This window comes from Bradyrhizobium sp. USDA 4502 (assembly GCF_054063355.1).
In genome coordinates this window covers 5,573,461-5,587,803 of sequence record NZ_JBSSGF010000001.1, presented here as the reverse complement: position 1 = coordinate 5,587,803, position 14,343 = coordinate 5,573,461, and the positions used below count along the sequence as shown (strand labels likewise).

The following is a 14,343-nucleotide window of genomic DNA, read 5'->3' as shown; positions in this document are numbered from 1 at the left end:
GCTGCGGAGCCTGCAAAGGTTCGGTTTCATGGCCGACCGCCGTGCAAGCCATGTGCCGAGAGACCGCTGATCGTGGTCCGGACGTTTTCATTAACCGCAATTCTGGAACTCGCCGTGTTCGATCGGCAAGGCGGCACCGCAGGCAAGGAAATTGCAGTCCTGCGGCCAACCAGAGCTTTTCCCGTTCCGATGGAATCGGAACGGGGCTCTAGATTCTTGTTTTGACGCGTTTTCTTCACGCGAACCGGTATCCACTTCGCTCGAAAACGCTCTAGCCGTCGGAGCGGACGAACATGATTGCCGAGAAAAGTGCGACCAAGCCAATCGTGGCCTGCGAGACCGAGGTCATCGAAGCGGACGTCGCAATTGTCGGAGCCGGTCTGGCAGGCTCGCTCGCAAGGGCTGTGCTCGCCCGAGCCGGATACCGCGTCGTCCTGATCGACAAGCGATCGATCCCGCCGGACGAATTCCGGGTTGAAAAAATCGCCGGACGGCAGATCGATATCCTCCGCCGCCTCGGCTTCATCGACGACGTCGAGGCCATTGCCGCGCCCTATGACCGGGTGCTCAACATCAGGGGCGGCAAGCTGGTCGATATCGGCGTCGGCCGGTCCTACGGGATTTCCTATGCCAACCTCGTCAACATGGCACGCGGCCTGACGCCTGATGCGTCGACCTTGCTGCTCGACCAGGTGACCAATGTCAGTTGCAGCGAGGAACGTCAGCAATTGACGCTGGCCTCGGGAAAACGCGTCGTCTCGCGTCTGGTCGTTCTGGCGACCGGCATGGCGAACATGCTCGGCCACAGTCTCGGAATGCGCCGGCAGATGCTTGCTGCGCGCCACTCGGTCTCGTTCGGCTTCACGATCGCACGGCCGGACAACGCGCCGTTCGATTTCGATGCGCTGACCTGCTATGGCGAGCAGGCGGCTGACGGCGTCGACTATCTCAGCCTGTTTCCGATGTCGGGCGGCATGCGGGCGAACCTGTTCATGTTCCGCGATCCGACCGATCCGATCATGCGCGAGCTGCGCCGCGACACCAGACGAACGCTGCTTCGCCTGATGCCGGGATTGCAGCCCAATCTCGGGGATTTCGAGGTGGTCGGCCAGGTGCAGAACTGGGTCATGGATCTGACCGTGACCGAGGGCCATCTGCAGCCCGGCGTCGTGTTGATCGGCGATGCGTTTCAGACCAATTGTCCCGCAGCCGGAACCGGCGTTGGCCGACTGCTGGTGGACGTCGAACGTCTTTGCACGGACTATGTGCCGCGCTGGCTGAAGACCGCCGGTATGGGCGCGGACAAGATTGCGCAGTTCTATTCCGATCAGGACAAGCTCGCCGCGGATCAGCACTCGCTGCACCTGGCGAGCTTCCGCCAGGCCTTGACGTTGAACACCGGTGTGCGCTGGAACTTGCGGCGGAAGCTGCACTTCCTGCGCCGCATGATCACACACCGGGTGGACCGGATTCATCCGGGATGGGTGATGCGCGTCCGCAGCGCGCTCCGCTGATCGGGCTGCCAGCGCCGGGCGGCGCTAGCGCGTGCCGGTCGAGGTGCGGACCGGCCTGAAATCGGTCACACGCTTGGCGGCCTGCTTGATCCAGGGCGCCTGCTTCAAGGCAAACAGCGCGAGCGAGCCGGCTGCGCTCCCGGCCTGCGTCACGGCCGACATCGGGGTCGGCTGACCGCCGAAGTACGTCTTGTAGGGTTCGTCACCGATGGTGAAGTCCAGCACCCGGCCGCCGCGCTCGATGCAATCCCTGGCGACGCTCTCGAATGTCAGCGCGCCGATCGATTGGCTCTTGTACCCCTCGACATCAAACGCCGTCATGACGACAAGGAGGCTGTCACGGTGAACCAGCCCAAGGGCCGCCGCGATGACTTTGCCGTCCATCTTCATGGCGTAGAGCCGGGTAAACGAGCCCATGCCGCGAAGCGCCACGCTCGAGTAGAAATCGAAATACTCCGGTCGCTGCAATAGGTCGCCATCACCCTGTTCGTGAAACCGCGGACCGCGAAACTTTCTCATCGTCTCCATGGCTTCGCCGACGGAAGCGCTATCGTCGCAGCATGAGAAGGTGAGTGTGCCTTTCTTGTGGATCTGGCGCCATTTCTTTGCCAGCTCCTTCTGGTACGACTTTCCCATTGCATTGATCTGCCATTGCTCGAACGGCGCGACCAGGACCGTCGCGTAAGCATTGGTATCCATCAGGCTGCGATGGGGCGCTCCCAGCAGATTCTCGATCGGCATCCTCGCATCGAGCAGCTTGGGTATGCGCAGCAGGTCGAACGGCCGCAGCAACTGTCGAAGCCTTTCGCAAGCACGCTGGTCTTGCAGCAGGTCGGTGAAGGTCGCGATGCTGCACACCGGCGACAAATAGTCGGACACGCGGAGATCGGCGAATTCGATGGTGCGCATCGGGCCGCGCCGCACGCGCAGCATCGGCAGCACGGCCGCAAGCGACCTGTTCGCACGATGGCGGACGGCGACGACCAGCGGTTTGGCCGACGCAGCGGGAGCGAGCTTGCGATAAAGGCTGTCCAGCCATATCGGATGCTGGAAGGCGGTCGCGTCCGAGCCTTCAAATAATTTGACGTACTCTTCAGACAGGAAGTCGAATGCGTCGTCGATGCTGACATCGAACGCGTCATCATTCTTGTTCATGTGAGACCAAACAAAACGACAGTTTCAAAGCGCCGATTGTATCCGGCACGCCGCCCTTATAGCAAAGGTCGATCGGCTCGGGCAGCGGCAGAATACGATTTGTATTAATGTAATGCCTCGACCTTTGCACATTGTTGCTGGGGCGGGCCATTGCCGTCATCGCATCGACTGCGATCGGCTGTCATCTCAACGTGGCCGGGTCCGAGGGATCAGCATCGTTAACAATCCTTTAAGGATGCGTTCAATCGCGCCGTGGTGAGATATCGCACCCGGTCTGGACCGGATATTGCAGTTAAGGGCTCGCAAGTCCTGGAGTCCCGCCGAAATGCTGAGTCACAACCAAAAAACCCGCGCTTCCTACGCAATTTCGTTCCCGCAGGCCGACCGCAAGCCGGCTCGGCGTCTCAATTCGGACATGGCTGCTCCGCCTGTCCGGATTTGCGACATATCGCGGGCCGAGCGGATGTCCCCGGCGCCGGCACAGATCGGATCATTGCCACACGGCGCGCCGGAGCGGCGTATCAATCCTGTCGGCAGGGCTGCGACTGCCGGTGTTCCCCGGGCAACCATCGGTGGACTGCGGCTCGCCGTGCTCGATCGCGAGCAGACCGCCGAGTTCATGGTCGAGGCTGTGCATCCGAACCGGCGTGCCAATCGTCCGCTGTATCTGACCTCCGCCAATGGCGAGGTGCTGTCGCGCTGCTCGACCGAGCCGATGACGGACCGGCTGTTCCGTACCGCCGACCTGATCAACGCCGACGGGCAACCGCTGGTCATGGTGTCCAAGCTTCGGTCGCCGAATCCGCTTCCCGAGCGCGTCGCGACCACGGACCTGTTTCACGACGTCGCGCGCAAGGCGGAAGAACTCGGGCTGACTTTCTATCTGTTCGGCGCCAACGAGACCGAGAACAAGGCTGCCATCGCCAATGTCCGCCGGGCCTATCCGGCGCTCAAGATCGTCGGCCATTCGCATGGCTATCTGCGCGGTGACGCGCTGCGGGCCAAGGTCGACGAGATCAACGCTCTGGCGCCGGATTTTCTCTGGGTCGCGCTCGGCGTGCCCTATGAGCAGGCTTTCGTCGACGAATTCATGCCTCGGCTCGGCAATGTCGGCGTCATCAAGACCTCGGGCGGGCTGTTCAACTTCCTGTCCGGCTCGCGGCCGCGTGCGCCGAGATGGATGCAGATCGTCGGTCTCGAGTGGGCCTGGCGCCTGTGGCTCGAGCCGCGGCGGCTGTTCTGGCGCTACCTGACGACCAACCCGCACGCGCTCTATCTGCTGTTCAACCGGACCCGATCCTCCTCAACGAAGGACTGACGCCTCTCACGAGTGCAATGTGCTGCTCCGATCCACCGGAGCAGCAAGCTCATTCCATGAGCGGGGTACAACTGAATGGACGGACGTGCGATTGACAGCTCGATCTGGCAGGCACCCGGCGTCGGGGCGGAGAATTTCGCCAGGACCGTCGTCGGTTGGTCGATCACCATCAATGTGATCATGTCGATGGGGACCTTCCACGCCGCGCTGCTTCCGACCGAGTTGACCCTGGTGCAGCAGGCCGTCGCCCTGTTGATGTGGGGCGTCCTGATTTACGCAAGCCTGTTCATCCGTCCCTGCCTGCGGCTGGCCCTCAATCTCGACATGCTCGTGATCGTCGCGTTCTATGCGTTCGCCACTGTTTCCGTGCTGTGGACCAACCTCGGCGTGGCGGCCCTGATGAAGGCCGCGGCGCTCGCAATCACGACGCTTGGCGCGTTCTGCATGATCACCCGCGTCGATATCGACGACATCGTGACATCGGCCACTCGCGGCCTGTTCGTGCTGATCGCGGCCTCTGCGCTCTGTGCGGTGATCCTCCCGGACATCGGGGTCGATCAGACCTGGATGCACAAGGGGCAGTGGCAGGGGGTCTTCGAGTCGAAGCAAACCCTCGGCTTCGCCGGCGCCTATCTCATGTTCTTCGCCTGCTATCGAAAGATAGCGGGACAAGGATGGCTGCCGTTCCTCGTGACGTTCGTGCTGGCCTCGACCTGCGTCATGCTGTCGGAGTCGCGCGGCGCCGGCGCCCTGTCGCTGGCTGCCTGCGCGCTGCTGCTCACCTCCCTGTGGTCGGTCCGGTGCATGCAGGTCTACGCGATCCTGCCATGTGTCATGTGCGTCGCGGCCGCGCTATTGATCCTGTATTTCTACACGACCGGATACGATTCGATTCATGCCTTCGACACGACGATCGACTTCACCGAGCGAACCTTCATCTGGCAGTACGCCATCAGCCATTTCGATGACGCGCCGCTGTTCGGATTTGGCATCAACGGATTCTGGACCAATCCGGCGATCTACGACTATTTCAACCAGAACCACGGCTGGGTGCTCGACAATTATCACAACGGTTATATCGCCATTCTCGTCGAGACCGGATTCCTGGGCTATTTCCTGTTCACGGCGAGCGTCTTCCTGTTTTCCTACAAGGTGCTCTGCCTGATCGTAGGGCGGGCGATCGACCGTCTGCACTGCGCGTTGATCATCGGGTTCGTCTTCCTCAACTGCCAGACCAATTTCACCGAGACGGTCTTCCTTCGCTCGACGATGTTCACGTCGGTGCTGCTGATCGCCTTCTTCCTCGCCATTTGCCGGCCGGTGCCGTCATCGCGCGTAGAGCCGCGCGAGTTGGAGCAGCCATGACCGCGTTCCGATTGCTTCTGCAAAGAGCCTTCGTCATGCTGGCGGCGGCGGCACTTGCTCTCCCGCTGATCGCGCCGGCGAACGCTGCGGGGCAGGGGGCATCGCCGGACGCCGCGCCATTGGGGCGCGGCATCAATATTCTCGGCTATGACGGCATCTGGGAAGGCTACCGGAACGCGCCGTTCCGGCTGGAAAACCTCGCCGCGATTCGCAGGGCCGGATTTTCCCATGTCCGGATCAACTTCTTCGGCTTCAGGCATATGGAGTCCGGCAACATCCTCGATGATGCCGTCCTGCGGCGCCTCGATGCCGTGATCGAGCAGGTGCTGGAGAATAGGCTCGTTCCGATCCTCGATGAGCACGACACCGATCTCTGCCAACGCGACGTGGCCGAATGCGGCGTGAAGCTCAAGGCATTCTGGCGCCAGATCGCATCGCGCTATGCGGGGAAATACCCGGCGCTGGTGTTCGAGATCCTGAACGAGCCCGGCGGCAACATGACCTCGGCCGAATGGAATGCGCTGCTCGGCGATTGTCTTGCCATCATCCGGGATACCAACCCGAAGCGCAATGTCGTGGTCGCGATCCTGAACACCGAGGAGCTGCCGATCGATCAGCTGGTGCTGCCGGCCGGCGACCGAAACCTCATCGTCACATTCCACTATTACCTGCCGCTGCAATTCACCCATCAGGGCGCGCCGTGGTCGCCGACCTTCTCGAAGATCGGTCCGTTGCGCTGGGGCTCTGCGGAAGACGAAGCCAGGGCCTCGGCCGATTTCGACAAGATCCGCTCCTGGTCCGAGAAGGAACAGCGCCCGATCTATCTTGGCGAGTTCGGTGTCTATGAACGTGCGCCCGCGGAGAGCCGCGCGACGTATCTGTCGTTCATGGCGCGACGCGCGGAACGCAATGGCTGGGCGTGGGCGTACTGGCAGTTCGACCACGATTTTGCGGCATTCGACGGCGCCCGGCAACGCTGGAAGGCGGACATCCTCCGCGCGATCATCCCTCCGGTCCGCTAAGCCGTTCGATTGGACGCAGCGTCCGATTCAGGATTGGCCGGCGGCCTTGACGACGCGATTGTCCCGCGCAACGAGCACGCCACCCTTGTAGACTGAACGCCCGGACGCCCGCGCCACCACGGCCTCCTGGATATGCACGGCGTTCAAGGTCACGAAATCGGCCTTGGCCCCCACATGCAGGCCGTAGTCCTCGAGCCTGAGCGCCTTGGCGCCGGCCGCGGTGATCATGTCGAACGCGATCGCGAGCTCCTCATCGGTGTAGAAGCCCGAGCGGTATCCGATCATCATGGCACGGCCCAGCATGTCGCCGTCGCCATAGGGCCACCAGGAGTCGCGGATGTTGTCGTTGCCGCTGAACACCGTGACGCCGGCTTTCCGCAACAGCGCGACCGGCGGGAACGGCCGGCTGCCCGGCGCATTCGTCATGATCGCCACGCCCGAGCGCGCCAGACTGTCGGCGGTCTTCTTTAGCGCATCGGCGGGAATGTCGCCGAGCCCGTAAGCGTGGCTGACGGTGACGCGGCCCGCCATGCCGAGCGCGCGGGTTCGCGCCGCGATCTGCTCGACCTCGAAGGCACCGAGCATGCCGCCGTCATGAAGATGGATATCGACATCGACGCCGTGCTTTTGCGCAACGCCGAACACGACATCGAGATGGCCCTCGACATCCCGGTCGAAGCTTGCGGGATCGAGCCCGCCGACGGCGTTGGCGCCGAGCTTGACGGCCTCGTCGAGCAGTTGCGGCGTGCCGGGGCTGGTGAGGATGCCGTTCTGCGGAAACGCCACGAGCTGGATATCGATCAAGTCCCTGTATTCCTCGCGAACCCCGAGGATGGTCTCCAGCGACTTCAGCCCCACCGAGCCGTCGACCATGACGTGACTGCGCATCTGCGTCGTGCCATGGCCGATGCAGAGGTCGAGCTGGTTCCGCGCGCGCACGTCCATCGGCGCGGCGGCGGCAAGGTTCTCGGCCTGAAAAGCCACCCGCTCATGGACGTCGAATCCGTCGGTGCAGGGGCGGTGCGGCCGCCAGGTATCGCCGTAAAAACTGGTGTCGAGATGGATGTGGCCTTCGACGAAGCCGGGCACGACCAGCGCATTGCCGAGATCGACGATCTCGACCCCGCTCGGGCGTTCGCCTTTCGCCTCGATCGCAACGATGCGGCCGGCACGGACCAGCATATCGCGGCTGGCGCCGTCACCGAACCTGGCATTGATGAAGAGTTTGTCGGCTGGCATCGGATCTGTTCCTCTTGTCGCTTGCGTCGCATGCAGATCGCGCGGCTCTCCATGCCTTGCCTAACATGGTCGGAGGAATAATACTCCGCTCGCACAAGCAGACAAGGAACCGAGAGCGTTGCCGGAGATTGCAAGCAGGGAAGAGTTCGATGTCAAGCGCGCAGCCCTTGCCGCGACCATCGGCAACATGCTGGAGTTCTACGACTTCATCACCTACAGCTTCTTTGCGACCGAGATCGGCCGCACCTTCTTTCCCGCGCACAGCGAATACGGCAGCCTCATGCTGTCGCTTGCGACCTTCGGTGCCGGTTTCCTGACGCGGCCGATCGGCGGCATCGTGCTCGGCATCTTCTCCGACCGGGTCGGACGGCGGCCGGCGATGCTGCTGAGTTTCGCGCTGATGGGCGGCGCGATCCTGACCATCGCGCTGACGCCGTCCTATGCCGCGATCGGCATTGTGGCGCCGATCATCGTGATCCTGGCGCGGATGGTGCAAGGATTTGCGCTGGGCGGCGAGGTCGGGCCGACCACGGCCTATCTGATCGAGATCGCTGCACCGAGGAACCGCGGCCTCGTGGTCGCCTGGCAGCCTGCCAGCCAGGAGATCGCGGCGACGGTGGGCGCGCTTGTCGGTGTCATCCTGAGCAGCACGATGGCGCCCGACATGCTGCAGACCTATGGATGGCGCGTCGCGTTCCTGCTCGGGGCGGTCTGTCTGCCGTTCGGCATCTGGATGCGCCGCACGCTGCCGGAAACCGTCTCGCATGGCGAGCACGTCGGTGGGCAGGTCGAACGCTCGAGCCATGTCGCGCTGGCGCGGCGGCATCTTCGCGTCATCGTGCTGGCGGTGATGATCCTGGCCAGCGGCACGATCTCGACCTATGTGACGCAATACATGACGACCTACGCCAAGAATACGCTGCATGTGTCGCCGTCGCTGGCGTTCACGGTATCGCTGGTCAGCAACGGACTGCAGATCATCGGCGCGGTGCTGGGCGGCTGGCTTGCCGACCGGCTCGGCCGCAAGCCGATCATGATCTGGCCGCAGCTGGTCGTGCTGGTGCTGACCTATCCGGCCTTCCTGTGGATCGTCCAGGACCCCGGCGCGTGGTCGCTGCTGTTCGGCTTCGGCATCCTGTCGTTCATCGGGTCGCTGCCGTTCACCGCGTTCTATGCCGCCTTCACCGAAGCGCTGCCACAGAGCATTCGCGGCGGCGTGTTCGCCACGATCTACGCGGTCGCCATCGCGACGTTCGGCGGCACCGCGCAACTCGTGGTCACGTGGCTGCTGCACGTGTCAGGCGATCCGCTGGCGCCGTCCTGGTATCTTCTGCTCGCGGCGGCGGTCGGCATCGTGGCCATGAGCCTGATGCCCGAGACCGCCCCGGTGAAGGTCGGCGAGAAATAACGCCGGCAGACGCGCTCAATCCATGTCGCGAAAGGCGTGGCCGTTGGCCTCGATTTCCTTCACGAGCTGCGGCGGCAGATTGGCCTGCGCCGAGGTGCCGTCGAACACCCAGTCCTTGGCGTCGGCAAGGTCGGGAAGGCCGGCGCCCTTGCGGACGTAGAGACCGACCGATGCCTTCTTCGGATTGATGTAGAGATCGTAGTCCATTGCGCGCCTCCTCTCCGTTTCACGTTTGGCGGAAGCTCCGGCAACGGCCGGAGCCTCCTGGAAGAGTCAACGCCGGCAAGACTAGGCGGGTTTCTTCGCCTCCGGCGCAAGCACCACCGACGCTTCGCTCGTCAGCATCAGGAAGGTGATGGTCTCCTGGAAATACAGCTGAACCGATTTCGCCGAGTGGCTGAGATAGCCGATCGAAAGATCCTGGCCGATCGAGAGCTGGAAATCGCCGCCGCGGGTGGTCAGCAGGACGCCACCCTCGATCGCGGGCGCCCAGATGATCTTGCCGTCGATCAGGCGCTGGATGTGCTGCAGCACCGGATAGCCGTCGTCGGTCGCCCCACCGATCGCGGTATAGGGCTCGGTGCCGAGCAGCAGCGTATAGGGACCGTTGACGCCGGCAAGCCGCAACTGGCTGACCGCCTGCGCGACCACGGCGGGATAGTTCTTGACGCTCGACGGCAGCGTCAGCACCGGGTTGCTGGTGCCCTCACGGATACCCTCAATGCCGGCGGCCGCGTAGCCGTCGAACACCGCGCGATCCTCGGCGAAGGCAATCTTGCGCGCCGCTTCCTTGAGCGGATCCCAGTCGGAATCATTCGCGCCGCGCTCGACATCGTCGATCGCCTGGCGCGAGAGCTCGAACGGCACGCGCAGTTCGACCAGCGCGCGAACGTCGCGTTGCGTCGCCTCGACCCCGTCGCCCGGCGCTGCAATCTTCTTGAGATGACCGGTGCCGACCGCGGAGAAATCCGTTCCCTTCGGACCGTCGACGTCGACGACACGGCGCGCCGCCAGATGGCGCTTCAACGTGCGCGAGGCCTCCTCTTCGATCTGGGCCCATGCCGCGTCCGAGATAGGGGCGAGTCCCCGATGAAGATTATTCATGTCCAGCCTCTCCTTTCAGTGAGCCGATCCCGAGCGAGCCGTCGGACGGCGATATTCGTGGTGCAGGTGTGTCGCCAGCCCCGGCGTCATCCAGCGACGGCTCGGCGGGCGAGGGTGCCGGCGCCTCGCTCGCGACATCCTCCAGGAAGGTCGCCGACGGGACGAAGAACAGCATGCCGGTGACGGCACGGCTGAAGTCGAGCAGGCGGTCGTAGTTGCCCGGCGGCTTGCCGACGAACATGTTCTCGAGCATCTGCTCGATCCGCTGCGGCGACTTGGCATAGCCGATGAAATAGGTTCCGAACTCGCCCTTGCTGATATTGCCGAACGGCATGTTGTCGCGGACGATATCGAGCTCCTCGCCATTCTCGACGATCGTGGTCAGGGCGTTGTGCGCGTAGCTCGGCTTCACCGCATCGTCGAGCTCGATGTCGGACAGCTTGGTTCGGCCGATGATCTTTTCCTGCATCTCGACCGGCAGCTCGTTCCACTTCTTCAGGTCGTGCAGGTATTTTTGCACGATCACATAGCTGCCGCCGGCGAACGCCGTGTCCTCGTCGCCGATGATGGTGGCGTCAGTGGCCGCCTGGTCCTCCGGATTCTCCGTGCCGTCGACGAAGCCGAGCAGGTCGCGTTCGTCGAAATATTTGAAGCCGTGCACCTCGTCGGAGGTCGCAACCGCATCGCCGAGCCGCGTCACGATCTGGGTCGCCAGCTCGAAGCACAGATCCATCGGCACGGCGCGGATGTGAAACAGCAGGTCGCCCGGCGTTGCGACGGCGTGGTGGACGCCGTTGATCTCGCGGAACGGATGCAGGCCTTTCGGCTTCGGCGCACCGAACAGCCGGTCCCATGCGTCGGAGCCGATGCCCATGACGCATGACAGCCGGCCCTCGAGATCGCGGAAGCCCACCGCACGCAGCAGCGCGCCCAGATCGGCGCACAGCGACCGCACCACCGCGTCATATTCCGGATTGGGCTTGATCGTGACCGCAAGGAAGATGGCCGCGCGCGTCAGCTTCGCAGCGACCGGTTGCGGAACGGCTGATGGCACGCATGTCTCCTTGACTAAACGGCACTTCCACGAGGACAAAAGGCAGGCGCTGGACGCCGGATCGGCGTCCAGACAGGGGCAGAGGAGCATGCCACTGGAACCTTTACAAGGGCTCGAATGGCTCACGCTCTTGCAGAGGTGCCTGCCTCAATCGACGGGCTTGCCGGACTTCTCTTCCTCGAGGGTCACCGCGATCGCGGCGTTGGCCGAGAGCCGAACCTTGGAGCCTTCGACACCCGCCACGAAGCCGAGCTCGATGAAGTGATGATGGCCCTTGTGGAAGCCGTCGCTCTCGCTCTTCTTGAGCTTGATGCGGTTGCCCTCGACGTGATCGACGGTGCCGACATGCACGCCATCGGCGCCGATGACCTCCATGTTGTCCTTGATCTTGTGCTGCGTCATGGCGCTCTCCTGGTTGCAGGTCAGCTTGTATATTCGGCTTGCATATGACGCCGGCAGACGACGCGGCGATAACAGCGCGTCGTGGGCAATCCGGCCTGTCTCACACCGGTTCGAATTCGTCCGCCGCTGCGTTTTCCGGCTTCTTACCGTTGAAGGTGAGGCCGGCCCTGGTGGCCGAGAGCTTCACCTCTGAGCCGTCGCGCACGTCGCCGGAAAGGATCATCTCCGCCAGCGGATCCTGTACGCTGCGCTGGATCACCCGCTTCAGCGGGCGGGCGCCGTAAGCCGGATCCCAACCCTTCTCGGCGAGCCAGTCCCGCGCCTTCGGGTCGAGCTCCAGCTCGATCTTGCGATCCTCGAGCAGCTTGCGCAGCCGCGAGAACTGGATCTCGACGATGCGGCCCATGTCGCTCTTCTGCAGCCGGTGGAACAGGATGATCTCGTCGATCCGGTTGAGGAATTCGGGCCGGAAGTGCGCCCGTACCATGTTCATCACCTGCTCGCGCACCGCGCTCGTGCTCTGACCTTCCGGCTGGTTGACCAGATATTCGGCGCCGATGTTCGAGGTCATGATGATCAGCGTGTTGCGGAAATCGACGGTGCGGCCCTGGCCGTCGGTCAGGCGGCCGTCGTCGAGCACCTGCAGCAGCACGTTGAAGACGTCGGGATGCGCCTTCTCGATCTCGTCGAACAGCACCACCTGATAAGGCCGCCGCCGCACCGCTTCGGTCAGGGCACCGCCCTCGTCATAGCCGACATAGCCGGGCGGCGCGCCGATCAGCCGCGAGACCGAGTGCTTCTCCATGTATTCGGACATGTCGAGGCGGATCATCGCGGTCTCGTCATCGAACAGATATTCGGCAAGCGCTTTCGCGAGCTCGGTCTTGCCGACGCCGGTGGGACCTAAGAACATGAACGAGCCGATCGGCCGGTTGGGGTCCTGCAGGCCGGCGCGGGCGCGGCGCACCGCGGTCGACACCGCGCGGACGGCCTCGGCTTGGCCGACGACGCGCTTGCCGAGCATCTCCTCCATGCGCAGCAGCTTGTCCTTCTCACCCTCCAGCATCTTGTCGACTGGCACGCCGGTCCAGCGCGACACTACCTGCGCGATATTGTCCGCGGTCACGGTCTCGCTGGTGGACGAGGTCTCGCCGGCCTCGACCGCCGCGAGCTTCTTCTCGAGCTCGGGAATCCGGCCATAGGCCAGCTCGCCCGCCTTCTGGAATTCTCCCTTGCGCTGCGCATTGGCGAGCTCGGTACGCAACTGTTCGAGTTCGCCCTTCATCTTCTGCGCATCGGAAAGCTTGCTCTTTTCCGACCGCCATTTCGACGTCATGTCCGCCGATTTCTTTTCCAGGTCGGTGAGATCCTTCTCGAGCGTCTGCAGGCGGCTCCTGGAGCCGAGATCGGTCTCCTTCTTCAGCGCTTCCTGCTCGATCTTGAGCCGGATGATCTCGCGGTCGAGCGAATCGAGTTCTTCCGGCTTGGAATCGACCTGCATCTTCAGCCGGGCGGCCGCCTCGTCCATCAGGTCGATCGCCTTGTCGGGCAGGAAGCGGTCGGTGATGTAGCGGTTCGACAGCGTGGCAGCGGCGACCAGCGCCGAATCCGCGATGCGCACGCCGTGATGTTGCTCGTATTTGTCCTTCAAGCCGCGCAGGATCGAGATGGTGTCCTCGACCGTCGGCTCGGAGACGAACACCGGCTGGAAGCGCCGCGCCAGCGCTGCATCCTTCTCGACATGCTTGCGGTATTCGTCGAGCGTGGTGGCGCCGATGCAATGCAGCTCGCCGCGGGCGAGCGCGGGCTTCAGGAGGTTTGATGCGTCCATCGCACCGTCGCCCTTGCCGGCGCCGATCAGCGTGTGCATCTCGTCGATGAACAGGATGATGCCGCCCTCGGCCGAGGTCACTTCCTGCAGCACTGCCTTGAGCCGTTCCTCGAACTCGCCGCGATACTTTGCGCCGGCGATCAGCGCGCCGAGATCGAGCCCGAGCAGCGCCTTGTCCTGCAGGCTTTCCGGCACGTCGCCGTTGACGATGCGCAGCGCGAGGCCCTCGACGATCGCGGTCTTGCCGACACCGGGCTCGCCGATCAGCACGGGATTGTTCTTGGTCCGCCGCGACAGCACCTGGATGGTGCGGCGGATCTCCTCGTCGCGGCCGATCACCGGATCGAGCTTGCCATCGCGCGCGGCCTGGGTAAGGTCGCGGGCATATTTCTTCAGCGCGTCATAGGCGTTCTCGGCCGATGCGCTGTCGGCGGTGCGGCCCTTGCGCAGCGCGTTGATGGCCGCATTCAGGTTCTGCGGATTGACGCCGCCCTTGGCGAGCAGCTTGCCGGCCTCGCTGTCCTTGTCGGCTGCGAGCGCCTGCAGCAGCCGCTCGACGGAGACGAAACTGTCGCCGGCCTTGTCGGCGGCCTGTTCCGCCGCCGCGAAGGCGCGCGCGGTCTCGGGCGCCAGGTAAATCTGTCCCGAACCGGCGCCGCTGACCTTCGGCACCTTCGCCAGCGCCTCTTCGGTCGCCTTGAGGATCGCGCGCGAATTGCCGCCGGCGCGGTCGATCAGGCCGGCCGCGAGGCCCTCATTGTCGTCGAGCAGCACCTTCAGGATGTGCAGCGTCGAGAACTGCTGATGTCCCTCGCGCATCGCGAGCGATTGTGCCGACTGAATGAAGCCGCGAACGCGATCGGTATATTTTTCTATGTTCATCGTGGCACCTCAAGGCAACGCAGGCTCGTCGAGATCAAGTCAGCCACGC

General features: G+C 63.7%; 12 protein-coding genes. 5 read left to right on the top strand and 7 right to left on the bottom strand.

Annotation, left to right across the window (positions count from 1 at the left end):
* The first annotated feature begins 293 nt into the window (after nt 1-293).
* Nucleotides 294-1,514 (top strand): FAD-dependent oxidoreductase, encoded by a 1,221-nt coding sequence (locus tag ACVW1B_RS26035; protein WP_456822417.1) that lies wholly within the window; start codon nt 294-296, stop codon nt 1,512-1,514.
* Nucleotides 1,515-1,538: 24 nt separating this feature from the next.
* Here ACVW1B_RS26035 and ACVW1B_RS26030 read toward each other — a convergent pair whose 3' ends face one another.
* A complete protein-coding gene (locus tag ACVW1B_RS26030) occupies nt 1,539-2,669 on the bottom strand; it encodes a GNAT family N-acetyltransferase (protein ID WP_253607223.1) in 1,131 nt (376 codons plus the stop codon).
* A 463-nt stretch (nt 2,670-3,132) separates the two neighbouring features.
* Here ACVW1B_RS26030 and ACVW1B_RS26025 point away from each other — a divergent pair, with 463 nt between their 5' ends.
* From ACVW1B_RS26025 to ACVW1B_RS26015, 3 genes are all read left to right on the top strand, one after another.
* Nucleotides 3,133-3,987: a WecB/TagA/CpsF family glycosyltransferase gene (locus ACVW1B_RS26025; RefSeq protein WP_092088715.1), complete on the top strand. Its 855-nt coding sequence runs from the start codon at nt 3,133-3,135 to the stop codon at nt 3,985-3,987.
* Between the two features lie 75 nt (nt 3,988-4,062).
* Nucleotides 4,063-5,352 (top strand): O-antigen ligase family protein, encoded by a 1,290-nt coding sequence (locus tag ACVW1B_RS26020; protein ID WP_456822416.1) that lies wholly within the window; start codon nt 4,063-4,065, stop codon nt 5,350-5,352.
* Nucleotides 5,349-6,374, top strand: a complete 1,026-nt coding sequence (locus ACVW1B_RS26015; protein WP_456792787.1) for a glycoside hydrolase family 5 protein — start codon at nt 5,349-5,351, stop codon at nt 6,372-6,374. The genes ACVW1B_RS26020 and ACVW1B_RS26015 overlap by 4 nt, the downstream gene beginning before the upstream one ends.
* A gap of 27 nt (nt 6,375-6,401) precedes the next feature.
* Here ACVW1B_RS26015 and ACVW1B_RS26010 read toward each other — a convergent pair whose 3' ends face one another.
* A complete protein-coding gene (locus ACVW1B_RS26010; protein WP_456822415.1) occupies nt 6,402-7,613 on the bottom strand; it encodes an amidohydrolase family protein in 1,212 nt (403 codons plus the stop codon).
* A gap of 187 nt (nt 7,614-7,800) precedes the next feature.
* Here ACVW1B_RS26010 and ACVW1B_RS26005 point away from each other — a divergent pair, with 187 nt between their 5' ends.
* Nucleotides 7,801-9,021 (top strand): MFS transporter, encoded by a 1,221-nt coding sequence (locus ACVW1B_RS26005; RefSeq protein WP_456823068.1) that lies wholly within the window; start codon nt 7,801-7,803, stop codon nt 9,019-9,021.
* 15 nt (nt 9,022-9,036) lie between these two features.
* On the opposite strand, the gene ACVW1B_RS26000 is transcribed toward ACVW1B_RS26005, so the two are convergent.
* From ACVW1B_RS26000 to clpB, 5 genes are all read right to left on the bottom strand, one after another.
* Nucleotides 9,037-9,228, bottom strand: coding sequence for a hypothetical protein (locus ACVW1B_RS26000; protein WP_057019217.1), 192 nt, complete (start codon nt 9,226-9,228; stop codon nt 9,037-9,039).
* A gap of 81 nt (nt 9,229-9,309) precedes the next feature.
* Nucleotides 9,310-10,125 (bottom strand): family 1 encapsulin nanocompartment shell protein, encoded by an 816-nt coding sequence (locus tag ACVW1B_RS25995; protein ID WP_456822414.1) that lies wholly within the window; start codon nt 10,123-10,125, stop codon nt 9,310-9,312.
* A complete protein-coding gene (locus ACVW1B_RS25990) occupies nt 10,118-11,179 on the bottom strand; it encodes a Dyp-type peroxidase (RefSeq protein WP_456822413.1) in 1,062 nt (353 codons plus the stop codon). The genes ACVW1B_RS25995 and ACVW1B_RS25990 overlap by 8 nt, the downstream gene beginning before the upstream one ends.
* A gap of 147 nt (nt 11,180-11,326) precedes the next feature.
* Nucleotides 11,327-11,581: a DUF2171 domain-containing protein gene (locus ACVW1B_RS25985; RefSeq protein WP_057019219.1), complete on the bottom strand. Its 255-nt coding sequence runs from the start codon at nt 11,579-11,581 to the stop codon at nt 11,327-11,329.
* A 100-nt stretch (nt 11,582-11,681) separates the two neighbouring features.
* A complete protein-coding gene (clpB, locus tag ACVW1B_RS25980; protein ID WP_456822412.1) occupies nt 11,682-14,294 on the bottom strand; it encodes an ATP-dependent chaperone ClpB in 2,613 nt (870 codons plus the stop codon).
* Between the last annotated feature and the right edge of the window lie 49 nt (nt 14,295-14,343).

Coding starts and splice junctions, on each gene's coding strand:
- ACVW1B_RS26030 (WP_253607223.1), bottom strand. CDS start 2,669: ATGAACAAGAATGATGACGCGTTCGATGTCAGCATCGACGACGCATTC.
- ACVW1B_RS26005 (WP_456823068.1), top strand. CDS start 7,801: ATGCTGGAGTTCTACGACTTCATCACCTACAGCTTCTTTGCGACCGAG.
- ACVW1B_RS26020 (WP_456822416.1), top strand. CDS start 4,063: ATGGACGGACGTGCGATTGACAGCTCGATCTGGCAGGCACCCGGCGTC.
- ACVW1B_RS26025 (WP_092088715.1), top strand. CDS start 3,133: ATGTCCCCGGCGCCGGCACAGATCGGATCATTGCCACACGGCGCGCCG.
- ACVW1B_RS26010 (WP_456822415.1), bottom strand. CDS start 7,613: ATGCCAGCCGACAAACTCTTCATCAATGCCAGGTTCGGTGACGGCGCC.
- ACVW1B_RS26015 (WP_456792787.1), top strand. CDS start 5,349: ATGACCGCGTTCCGATTGCTTCTGCAAAGAGCCTTCGTCATGCTGGCG.
- ACVW1B_RS25985 (WP_057019219.1), bottom strand. CDS start 11,581: ATGACGCAGCACAAGATCAAGGACAACATGGAGGTCATCGGCGCCGAT.
- clpB (WP_456822412.1), bottom strand. CDS start 14,294: ATGAACATAGAAAAATATACCGATCGCGTTCGCGGCTTCATTCAGTCG.
- ACVW1B_RS26000 (WP_057019217.1), bottom strand. CDS start 9,228: ATGGACTACGATCTCTACATCAATCCGAAGAAGGCATCGGTCGGTCTC.
- ACVW1B_RS26035 (WP_456822417.1), top strand. CDS start 294: ATGATTGCCGAGAAAAGTGCGACCAAGCCAATCGTGGCCTGCGAGACC.
- ACVW1B_RS25995 (WP_456822414.1), bottom strand. CDS start 10,125: ATGAATAATCTTCATCGGGGACTCGCCCCTATCTCGGACGCGGCATGG.